Source organism: Acinetobacter sp. UBA6720 (assembly GCF_002454215.1).
Classification (GTDB): domain Bacteria; phylum Pseudomonadota; class Gammaproteobacteria; order Pseudomonadales; family Moraxellaceae; genus Acinetobacter.
Map to the genome: position 1 here is coordinate 151,967 of NZ_DKIK01000089.1, position 1,421 is coordinate 153,387.

Annotated in this window: 1 protein-coding gene and 1 pseudogene; both read left to right on the top strand. The window is 43.8% G+C overall.

All coding sequences use genetic code 11. The features are described 5' to 3' along the window. Positions 1-200 precede the first annotated feature (200 nt). Positions 201-1,121: a catechol 1,2-dioxygenase gene (catA, locus tag B4F08_RS08430; protein WP_291374119.1), complete on the top strand. Its 921-nt coding sequence runs from the start codon at positions 201-203 to the stop codon at positions 1,119-1,121. A 78-nt stretch (positions 1,122-1,199) separates the two neighbouring features. Further along, positions 1,200-1,421: pseudogene (locus tag B4F08_RS08435) on the top strand (benzoate 1,2-dioxygenase large subunit); the annotation flags it as partial.

A 1,421-nucleotide genomic window follows, 5' to 3' on the forward strand; every position in this document is an offset into this window, starting at 1 on the left:
ATTGAAGTGATGCCTTTGAACCGACATCCATCGTCTATTCGCGAAGATGATCGTTAATTTAAAAAGGTTTAATGCAGTTTAATCACTGGAACGTAATGAGTAATCCAGTGAAAGAAATTAACAAGGAGCGTGGCAGCTAGCTTTTAAACCTATTAATAAAGCCAGCCACCACACAGCAAACATACTTAAGGAGCAATAGTATGAATCGTCAACAGATTGATGCACTAGTCAAAACAATGAATGTGGATACAGCAACAGGCCCTGTAGACGCACGTACTCAACAAATTGTAGTTCGCCTATTGGGTGACTTATTCCAAGCGATTGAAGACTTAGATTTAAGCCAAACTGAAGTTTGGAAAGGCCTAGAATACTTTACGGATGCAGGCCAAGCCAACGAACTCGGTTTACTTGCAGCGGGGCTTGGTCTTGAGCACTACCTCGACTTACGTGCAGACGAAGCCGATGCCAAAGCAGGCATTACAGGCGGAACACCACGTACCATCGAAGGTCCTTTATATGTAGCTGGTGCACCTGAATCAGTTGGTTTTGCACGTATGGATGATGGTTCTGAAGAAGGCAAAATTCCGACTTTAATTATTGAAGGGACAGTGACTGACACTGATGGTCAGATTATTGAAGGTGCAAAAGTTGAAGTTTGGCATGCCAATAGCTTAGGCAACTACTCTTTCTTCGATAAGTCACAATCAGACTTCAATCTACGTCGTTCAATCATTAGCGACCAAGATGGTAAATACGTTGCTCTCACCACGATGCCTGTCGGTTACGGTTGCCCACCAGAAGGAACAACTCAATTTGTATTGAACAAGTTAGGCCGTCACGGTAACCGTCCTTCGCACGTACATTACTTTGTATCTGCGCCAGGCTACCGCAAGTTAACCACTCAATTCAACATTGAGGGTGACCAATACCTGTGGGATGACTTTGCATTTGCAACCCGTGAAGGCTTAGTGGCTACCGCTGTCGATATTACCGATGAAGCTGAAATTGCGCGCCGTGGTTTAACAGGTCCATTTAAACACATTCAATTCAATGTTGAACTGGTGAAAGACCAAGCGGCTGCACCATCAACTGAAGTTGATCGTCGTCGCGCAAGCGCTTAATTACCCTTGGAACCGAAATAGCCACTGCAAAGTTGCATTTCGGGGACTTCCTCACTTTTGGAAAGTCGGAGAACGGACATGCCACGTATCCCAGTTATTAATACTAGCCATCTCGATCGTATCGACGAATTACTTGTCGACAACTTTGAAACAGGCGAATTCAAACTTCATCGTTCAGTTTTTACTGATCAAGCCCTTTTTGACCTAGAAATGAAATATATCTTCGAGGGTAACTGGGTTTACTTGGCACACGAAAGCCAAATTCCAAATAACAACGACTATTACACGACGTATATTGGC